General features: G+C 60.9%; 9 protein-coding genes. 6 read left to right on the top strand and 3 right to left on the bottom strand.

Going from position 1 to position 8373, the window contains the following annotated elements; all coding sequences use genetic code 11:
• Positions 1-121: 121 nt before the first annotated feature.
• The 4 genes from JF616_07085 (at position 122) to JF616_07070 (ending at position 2923) form a co-directional block, all read left to right on the top strand.
• Positions 122-775: a hypothetical protein gene (locus tag JF616_07085; GenBank protein MBW8887507.1), complete on the top strand. Its 654-nt coding sequence runs from the start codon at positions 122-124 to the stop codon at positions 773-775.
• Positions 776-850: 75 nt separating this feature from the next.
• A complete protein-coding gene (locus JF616_07080) occupies positions 851-1162 on the top strand; it encodes a hypothetical protein (GenBank protein ID MBW8887506.1) in 312 nt (103 codons plus the stop codon).
• Between the two features lie 58 nt (positions 1163-1220).
• Positions 1221-2123, top strand: coding sequence for an ABC transporter ATP-binding protein (locus tag JF616_07075; GenBank protein ID MBW8887505.1), 903 nt, complete (start codon positions 1221-1223; stop codon positions 2121-2123).
• Positions 2027-2923 (top strand): ABC transporter permease, encoded by an 897-nt coding sequence (locus JF616_07070; protein MBW8887504.1) that lies wholly within the window; start codon positions 2027-2029, stop codon positions 2921-2923. The genes JF616_07075 and JF616_07070 overlap by 97 nt, the downstream gene beginning before the upstream one ends.
• A gap of 10 nt (positions 2924-2933) precedes the next feature.
• On the opposite strand, the gene thpR is transcribed toward JF616_07070, so the two are convergent.
• Together thpR and JF616_07060 are read right to left on the bottom strand one after the other, a co-directional pair.
• Complete coding sequence (gene thpR, locus JF616_07065) at positions 2934-3503, bottom strand: RNA 2',3'-cyclic phosphodiesterase (protein ID MBW8887503.1); 570 nt, start codon at positions 3501-3503, stop codon at positions 2934-2936.
• Positions 3496-3816 carry a divalent-cation tolerance protein CutA gene (locus tag JF616_07060; protein MBW8887502.1) on the bottom strand — a complete coding sequence of 107 codons (321 nt, stop codon included), beginning with the start codon at positions 3814-3816 and terminating at the stop codon, positions 3496-3498. The genes thpR and JF616_07060 overlap by 8 nt, the downstream gene beginning before the upstream one ends.
• Before the next feature lie 84 nt (positions 3817-3900).
• On the opposite strand from JF616_07060, the gene JF616_07055 reads away from it, so the two are divergent.
• Positions 3901-6447 (top strand): hypothetical protein, encoded by a 2547-nt coding sequence (locus JF616_07055; GenBank protein MBW8887501.1) that lies wholly within the window; start codon positions 3901-3903, stop codon positions 6445-6447.
• Between the two features lie 15 nt (positions 6448-6462).
• Here the strand turns inward: JF616_07055 and JF616_07050 are convergent, their stop codons facing one another.
• Positions 6463-7371 carry a radical SAM protein gene (locus tag JF616_07050; GenBank protein ID MBW8887500.1) on the bottom strand — a complete coding sequence of 303 codons (909 nt, stop codon included), beginning with the start codon at positions 7369-7371 and terminating at the stop codon, positions 6463-6465.
• Positions 7372-7543: 172 nt separating this feature from the next.
• On the opposite strand from JF616_07050, the gene JF616_07045 reads away from it, so the two are divergent.
• Positions 7544-8278 (top strand): hypothetical protein, encoded by a 735-nt coding sequence (locus tag JF616_07045; protein MBW8887499.1) that lies wholly within the window; start codon positions 7544-7546, stop codon positions 8276-8278.
• Positions 8279-8373 lie beyond the last annotated feature (95 nt).

Raw genomic sequence — 8373 nt, 5'->3', positions numbered from 1 at the left:
GGGCCATCTCCGAGTTGCTGGATGCTTTCAAGATCAAGAAGTTCCGCGCCGACGACGAATTCAACCAGCGCATTTGGGAGAAGAAGGTCCGCATCTACAAGGCAAGGCTGGCGGCGGGCGTATGATCGCGTTCCGTTCGGCCCTGGCGGCCGGCGCGTTCGCGGGCCTGTTGTCCATTTCGGGTTGCGGGTCGTCCGAACCCTTGCCTCCCGAGGATCCCGGCGCGCGTAAGGATCTGGATGCGTTCTTCTTGCGGTTCCGCCAGGAAGTCCAGGCCGACCGGGCCGATTCCTTGCCCCGATACCTGACCCGCGAATCCCTGGATTGGATCGACGATATCCGCCGGGCCTCGCGGACCGAGCCGGTGGCCTATCTCCAGGAACGGCCCTTCTTCGAGATCCTGGCGATCCTGGCCTTGCGCGTGGAGCGTCGCCTGAATCCGGCCTTCGATGATCGCCCGGCCTCGCTGCTGAACAAGTTGGTGGTGCATAACGGGCCGGTGCGGAAAAGCCTTATCAAGAGCGAACTGGGCGAGTCGATCGTGCGGGGATCCACAGGGACCATCGGTTTGGCCGAAGCGCCCAACGTCCCCGTCTTCCATTTCATGAAAGAAGACGGGCAATGGAAGTTCCATCTCGTCCGGTCCCTGCCCTTGATCCTGCAGGGAGCCGAGTCCCTCGCCCGGCAGAGGAAGTCCACCCGCCTGGACCAGGCCATTTGGGTGCTTGAACAATTCGGGGGACAGCGGGTTTTACCTGAAGACTTGAACCGCTGAAGCGGGCATCTTATAATGCGACCATGCGACAACGGAGCATGGCCAGGCCCGGTCTCGCCTGTTATATTACCGGGCATGCAAGATGCCGATCCCCCTTCCCAGGAAAAGCCGCCCTTCGATCCTTCCGCTTACCGCTCCCTCGACGGCAGGGACGGTTTGGCGACCCTCAGCTGGTACCTGGTGGCTACCGGCGTTATCGCCCTCATTTTCGCGGCCCTTTGCCTGGTCCTCGATCGCACGGGAAACCGGGAATTCTTCTCGCACCGGGACTTCTCCCTCAACCCGCGGGTCTTGGGCCGGGGCCTGCTCTTCTTGGGCATCTTCTGCTACGTAGCCGGGAGGGCCATTATCTACTGGCGGAAGTTCTCGCGGCGCGGACGCGATTAAGCATTCCCCTGAATCGATCGGGAACCCTTACTCAGGTGCTACCGGAAAGGCGCGCTTCATGATCCAGGTCCGGGATCTCGCCAAGACGTACCGAATCGGGTTTTGGATGAAGAAGGTGGAGGCCCTGCGCGGCGTCAGCTTCGAGGTGCTCCCCGGCGATCTCTTCGGGTTCATCGGGCCCAATGGCGCGGGCAAATCCACGACGATCAAAATCCTGTTAGGCTTGCTAAAGGCCGATGCCGGCACGGCGACCTTGATGGACCAGTCGGCGGGAAAGGCCTCTAGCCGGGCCGAGGTGGGCTTCCTGCCCGAGCAGCCGTACTTCTACGATTACCTGAGCGGTCGCGAATTCCTTTGGTTCTACGGGCAATTGTCCGGGCTTCCCTGGAGGGCGCTCAGGACCCGGGTGGATGAAGTGGCGTCCATGGTAGGTTTAAAGCCCGAAGCCATGCGCCGAAAGCTGCGGACCTACAGCAAGGGGATGCTGCAACGTATCGGGCTGGCGCAATCCCTGCTGTCGAAACCAAAGCTCTTGGTCCTCGACGAACCCATGTCGGGCCTCGATCCCTTGGGCCGCCGCGACGTGCGCGAACTCCTGAAAAGCCTCCACTCCCAAGGCATCACGGTATTCTATTCGAGCCACGTACTGAGCGACGTGGAGGCCATCTGCACGCGCTTGGCCATGGTCGTGGACGGCAAAATCGCCCGGCAGGGTACGGTGGATGAAGTGCTGGCCGGTGAAGCGGCGAACTACGTCGTAGTCCTATCGGCCGCGCCGGGGACGCTTCCGCCGGGTACCGGTACCTTGCTCGATGCCCGCACCGTTTCCTGCCCGGACGCCGCCTCGCAAAGGAACCTTTTGCAATGGGCCCTGTCCCAAGGCCTGACCGTGGAATCCGTCGGCCGCAACCGCCATTCCCTGGAGGACGTGCTGGCCAAGGAGGTCGCCAAAAGCGTATGAAATCGATCCTCATCATCGCGGTCAACGCCTTCCGGGAAACGGTTCGCGACAAGATCCTCTACAACCTGGTGCTGTTCACCTTGGGGCTAATCCTTTTCTCGCTCCTGTTGGGGGAGTGGTCGGTCTTCGCCCGGGTCAATGTCATCAAGGATTTCACCCTGGCGGTGATGTCCATCGCGGGATTATTGATGTCCATCTTCGTCGGCATCGGGCTGATCCAGAAGGAAATCCAGCGCAAAACCATTTTGACCCTGCTGGCCAAACCCTTGCCGCGCTGGCATTTCATCGTGGGCAAATACCTGGGCCTATTGATGGTGTTGGCGTTGAATCTCGCCATCATGACCTTGGTCTTCTTCATCCTGCTGCGGTGCATCAACGTTCGGCCTACGCCTTCTTTGCTCACCGCCATCTATCTCACCTTCATGGAGATGGCCGTCGTCACGTCCGCGGCCCTGCTCTTTTCCGCCTTTTCGACGCCCACCTTGAGCGCCTTGTTCACCTTGGGCGTCTACGTGGCCGGGCACCTTTCCGGAGACATCCTCAACCACCTGGAATTCATCCGCAAATACGGGCAACGCCTTCCCGGCACGCCGGTGATCACACCGTTCACCGGGAAATTGATCCACGCTGTTTATTTCATGATCCCCAACCTGGAGAATTTCAACATCCGCGGCCGGGTAGTTTACGAATTGCCCATCCCTCCGCATTACGTGCTTTATACCAGCCTGTACGGAATGGCTTTCATCGGGGTCTATCTCTTGATCGCCAGCTTGTGGTTCGGCAAGCGCGACTTCATCTGACCGCCTTGCGCTAATCGCCTTCGCGCCCTTCGGCATCCAGGATGCCTTCCAAGGGATACTCCCTTTCCAAAGTATGCACGGCCCCGTCGGGCGTCAGCTTGCTGGAGAATAAGGCGAAGGATTGCACCGCGATTTCGGGAACCGAAAAAAGCGAATGTCCGGCCACGAACGCGCCGACCCATTCGGGCCGGGAAGCGCGGACGCGGGCCAAGGATACATGGGGATGGAATTTGCGGGTCTCCGGAGGTTGTCCGCGGCGGACCAGGAGGCTTTCGATCTTGTTCCGCAGGCTCTTCAATTCTTCGTTGCGTTCGACTCCCACCCACAAGGTTTCGGGCGCTCCGCGCGGGGGGAAAACGCCCAACCCGCGCAAGCCCAGGTAAAAGGAGCGCGCCGATAGGGACATGAGGCCTTCGCGCAGATCCAGGAAAACCGGCCCGTCCACTTCCCCTAGAAAGCGCAAGGTAAGATGGTATTGTTGCGGTTCCACCCAATCGGCGCCGGGGATCCCGGCGGAGATCCCGGAAAGCTTTTCCTTTACGGCTTCGGGAAAAGCCAGGGCGATGAACAACCTAGGCACCGCCGCACTCCTTCTCGATCCAAGCGAGGTACTCCGGATTCCCTCCGGCCAAGGGCCAGAACACCACGCATGGCACCTCGTATCCGTGGAGATCGCGCACCATGGCGACGAGTTCTTCCCGGCGGGAGTCGCTGGTCTTAACGAGCAGAACGCACTCCTGCGCTTCTTCGAGTTTCCCTTGCCACCAGTACATGGAGAGCATGCCATCGATCACGTTGATGCAAGCGGCCAAGCGCGCTTCGAGCAGGGCTTTCCCGATGCGAAGGGCTTCGGTTCGATCCGGAGCGGTGATGTAGGCGAGGAGGGCGGGCATGCGGTCGGCTTCGTCGTGGCCTGGCCTTAAACTATAAAAAAGCGCTTGGTCATGCGCCGATTTGGTATGATATTGGGACACGCCATGCCATCCTTTTTCCCGCGCGCCACGCAGCCGCAATCCGGCCGCAACCGTTTCGCCCGCGTGGCGGCCTTGGCTGCGGGGATCCTGGCTACGTGCTTGCCCGCGCGCGCCTTCGTTTTCCTCGACACTTCGTCGCCCAACGCGGACACCGCATCCCGCCCGGATACCGTTCCCCGCGTGTTACCTCCTGCGCCGCTGGATTCCGACCGGAACCCACGGGATTCCGCCCGGAATCCACAGGATTCCGCCCGGCCCCGTCCCGGGCCGACGCGAACCCGTTCGGAACCGCCCCATTATCGCGCCGTTCTCTTCCTGAGCGCCGACAGCAAGTTGGTTTACGCTTATATCGGAGTGCTGAAGGCGTTGGAGCAATACGGCTTGGCGCCTGACGCCATCTTGGCCGAATCCAAAGCCGTGGCCGTGGGCGCGGCCTGGGCCTTGGGGTACGATGCCGGAGCCATGGAATCCTGGTTCCGGGCCAATCCCTTGGAACCCTTGCTCCGCCCTTTTCCCGCCAAGCGGGCGATAGAGGAACGGGCCTACCTTCCCGACGGCAGGGATCCCCCCCAATGGGACGTGCCCTTGAGCGTGGATGCCTTACAGGCGCGCGCGTTGAAATGGAACGAGGTCGCCGGCGAGGATCCGGGCGAATACCTGCACCTATCCTGGGCCATCGCCCGCTTGACCCATGATGGCCCCGCGGGACCGGTGGAAGACCTGAAGACAACGCCCCGCCGATTGGCCGTGCAGGTTTCCGATTTGAATGCGGCCCAGGAAGCGGTGCTCACCGAGGGCAGCCTGCAAACCATTTTGAAGGGTTCCTTGCTTCCCGCCGATGCGGTCCGGCAACGGCCCAGGCTATGGCCCTGCGCCTCCGGATCCCTGCTTACCGGACATGCGGTCATGACTTCGAAACTGCCCTTCGCCTGCGATCGCATCATCCTCATCGAGCCGGGTCGGCGCCTGCGGCCGCCCGCATTGCAATCTTCGGCTCTGCCTTGGACCGATTCCTTGGCCCTGCGCGCCAAGGCCATGGCGGAGGCCCAGGACGCGGAGGTTTCCCCGAACGGGCTTGCGGCCCGGGCGCTCCGGATCGAACTCGATCCCGGCCCCGGATTCGACGCCGATGAGGCAGATCCAGCCCGTTGGATCGATCTCGGTTACACGTCGGCCTTGCGCTCGATGGACGTCTTGAAGACCGCTCTATCCGCCGCTCCTGCAACCGCGCCGGCGGCGGCGCATGCCACGGGCGAAGGGAACTTGAGCCTGAACCGGATGTCAGTCAATCCACTGGCCCCGGGCGGACACCAGTTGCTCCTCGACATCCTACGCGTTTCCGAAAGCGGGGAAGGGGACAGCTCGGGGGAAGAGGCCATTGAAGCCTTGACCGGTTCCGGCTACTACAGCGATCTGGACGTGGAATGGGCTAAAGGCAATGCGGAAGAAAAAGCCTTGCTCGTTTTCGATGCGCGCGAAAGATCCAAGCTTCGGTTCCGGGCCGGGTGGAACGCCTTGGTGGCGGGCGACGACATGCGGGAGCGGCCGCCGGAAGTTTTCGGCAGCCTGTTGTGGAGCGAGCCTTTCTACATCCCCGTCGAAGCCGAAGTGGGCGCCTTGCTGGGAGGGAACCGGCCGGGATTCGCCTGGAATTTCGCGATCGCCCCCATCTACCCTTGGCCAATGCGGTTAGGCCTGGGTTATACCTATACCCAGGCCGATATGGGAATGCCGTTCCAAACCTCCGCGGCCGATGCCATGGGAGCGCTTCCCTTTCCCATCCGCTATCGACGTCATCTGCTGCAGGGATTCCTGGACCTGCGCCCTTCGCCGCATTTCCGGAGCGAATCCATATTGGAATCGGATAGCCTGGTCCTGTTCCATGGTGCCGATGGCCTAAGCGATACGCCGCCGGACTCCCTCAAGTCGATCGATTTCATCGAAAACCTGCGCCTGGGCCTGGGCGCGGCCGGGAGGGACGGCTTCCAGCCGGTCTCCCTGACGGGCAGGTTCCGTTACATCTATCCGGTGGTCACGAGCGGCGTCCCGCGCGAACCTTTCTCGAGCGCCGAGTCCCGCCTGCGCCTGGCCTGGAAGGACCTCCGCTTTATACACCAATATTATTGGTCCGACCAGGACGTCGCCACGGCCACGGAGGACGACCTGTTCAAGGACGCGGCGGCCTTCGATCTGATGCAAGCCGGCCGCATCGATGCCTTCAGCTTCCAGGATGATTATTTCCTCCGCTTCCTGCATTCCGCGCGCTTCCAGGACGTCCGCGCGGAATACGCGCCGGTCTGGGGCCGCGGCGGTTTGAAGGTTTCCGCGGGAGCCTGGCGCAATTACGGAAAGGCGTTTTTCCCGGAGCAGCGCATGCGCCGGTCCGTGCTGGGTATTTCGTTTCCGGGGCGTGCCCATTGGGAAGCCCAAGCCGGTTATGCGACCCCATTCGGATCGCTACGGGTGGGATTGGGCGGGTTGGACGGCGAAGCGCCCTTCTATTACTTCCGTATCGGTTCGGACACGCGCTTGGGGTTCGGCGAGGAGTGAACCGTCCGGGGCGGTTCAGCCGCCGATCTGGTTCATAGGCTGGAGGATGCGGGGGAGGCGGCCTTCCGGCTTTAGCGCCATGACCCGCTGCAGGATTTCCGGATAGTCGAATGCGTCCTTGCCGCGCAATTCCAATCCGGCCTCGGAGAAAAGGCAGGCGCGCAGACGCCCCGTCGCCGAAAGCCGGAGGCGCGAGCAGGCGCCGCAAAAGGGTTTGGATTCCGAGGCGATAAAGCCGAGGCGCCCCCCGGCGGCCGTGCGGTAGGAAAAGGCGGTCGAGTCGACCGGGACGTTCACCGGGATAAGTTCATCCCGTTCCCGGAGGCGGGCCAGCATTTCATCCGCGGAAACGAACAATTCGCCATGACGGGCATCCGCGGGGCCGACCTTCATCAATTCCAGGAAGCGGACTTCGATCCCGTGTTCGGCCGAGAAACGCGCGAAGGCCGGAAGCTCATCATCGTTCATTCCGCGGAATACGATGGCATTCACTTTCACGTCGAATCCCATTTCCCGCGCGGCCAGGATGCAAGCGTAGACCTCATCGTGGCGCGGGCTTCCCGTGATGGCGCGGAACCGTTCCGGATCAAGGCTATCCAGGCTGATATTGAGGTGCAGGCAGTTAAGCGCCTTCAGCATCTGCAACTTGGATTTGAGGAGGAAACCGTTGGACGTGAGCCCGAATTTGGACCACGGGATTTCCCCTAGGAGAGACATGATGCGATCGAACTCCGGGCGCACCGTCGGCTCGCCGCCGGTGACACGCACCTCTTCGATACCCATTCCGTTCATGATCCGGGAGACCAAAGCGATTTCTTCGGGGGGAAGCAGGTCCGCGGAGGGGTGGAACCGGGTTCCCTCGGGCATGCAATAGAAACACCGGAAATTGCACGCATCCGTCAATTGGACGCGTAGCTTCCGCATCACTCTGCCGTGGGGATCCTGAAGGGTCATGATGCAAAAATAGTTAATCGGAGAGGTCGGGATTTCACTAATTGAATTCCGCCCGGAAAATTGTAAATTCATTCTTTCAAGCTTAAACCTTCTGAAAGCCGGATTTACGGCGCAATTTCAAGGTCCAACGAATATGAATACCATGCTGGCCAAAGAAAAGCCGGATTTGCTTTTCAACAATCCGCTTAAACAAAAAGTGTATGTATTCCTAAAAAACAATCCTGGGAAGGACTTCGAAGCTTTCCAGGTCCTGACAGGCGATTCGGCGGTCGCCCGTCAGCATTTCAATGAAGTCGAGCAGGCCATCCGCGCGCGGGAAGAAAGAGATCGCGTCCGCGCCGTCTCCAGGGACGTCAACGCCCTTTTCCTACAGGGCGCCATCGGCGAGAAATCCCGCGGAGGCACCAGCGATTCACCGGAAGAAAAGGAACGCATTTTGAAGAAGATCGAGAAGAAGAAGCTGAACGAGAAAGCCAAGCAGTACATCAAGGAGCATCCTTCCTGCACCTACGAGGAGCTGGTCAAGGCGCTCGAGTTCCAGGAGCTGTCCAAGCCCCACTTCTTCAGCATGAAGACGCAGCTGCGTAAAAAAGGACTCATCTCCGAGGAAAGCCGCACGCGCCGGGGCCGTAAGCCCGGAGAAAAGAAGGCCGTCGTGGTCCATCGCGAATCCCGGCCGGCCGCTTCCGCTTCCACCACCAAGACCGTGGAGATCCTGGAATCCATCGATGCGGACGGATTCTCGGAGGAAATCCGCGAGCATTACAAATCCCACATCATGCCCTTGCTCCGTAAACTCATACCCGGTGGCGAATCTTTACAACTTGTCTTTCTTTCCGATCCGCCGACCTATGAATTGCGCCGCGGCGTAAGCTAAGCCGCGCTATATTTCATTTCCATAGAGCCCCGAACGGTAGGGGGGCGATAGCCGTTCCGAGCCGGATCCCGGCGATCCGATTCGGCCTGCCCACG

This window comes from Fibrobacterota bacterium (assembly GCA_019509785.1).
Taxonomy (GTDB): domain Bacteria; phylum Fibrobacterota; class Fibrobacteria; order UBA11236; family UBA11236; genus Chersky-265.
Note: the sequence above shows the minus strand (reverse complement) of the source record. Positions and strands in the feature narration are given on the sequence as shown.

Bases quoted from the DNA above. Each gene is read 5' to 3' on its own strand.
- JF616_07085 (MBW8887507.1), top strand. From the start codon at position 122: ATGATCGCGTTCCGTTCGGCCCTGGCGGCCGGCGCGTTCGCGGGCCTG.
- JF616_07080 (MBW8887506.1), top strand. From the start codon at position 851: ATGCAAGATGCCGATCCCCCTTCCCAGGAAAAGCCGCCCTTCGATCCT.
- JF616_07075 (MBW8887505.1), top strand. From the start codon at position 1,221: ATGATCCAGGTCCGGGATCTCGCCAAGACGTACCGAATCGGGTTTTGG.
- JF616_07070 (MBW8887504.1), top strand. From the start codon at position 2,027: ATGGGCCCTGTCCCAAGGCCTGACCGTGGAATCCGTCGGCCGCAACCG.
- JF616_07060 (MBW8887502.1), bottom strand. From the start codon at position 3,816: ATGCCCGCCCTCCTCGCCTACATCACCGCTCCGGATCGAACCGAAGCC.
- JF616_07055 (MBW8887501.1), top strand. From the start codon at position 3,901: ATGCCATCCTTTTTCCCGCGCGCCACGCAGCCGCAATCCGGCCGCAAC.
- JF616_07050 (MBW8887500.1), bottom strand. From the start codon at position 7,371: ATGCGGAAGCTACGCGTCCAATTGACGGATGCGTGCAATTTCCGGTGT.
- JF616_07045 (MBW8887499.1), top strand. From the start codon at position 7,544: ATGCTGGCCAAAGAAAAGCCGGATTTGCTTTTCAACAATCCGCTTAAA.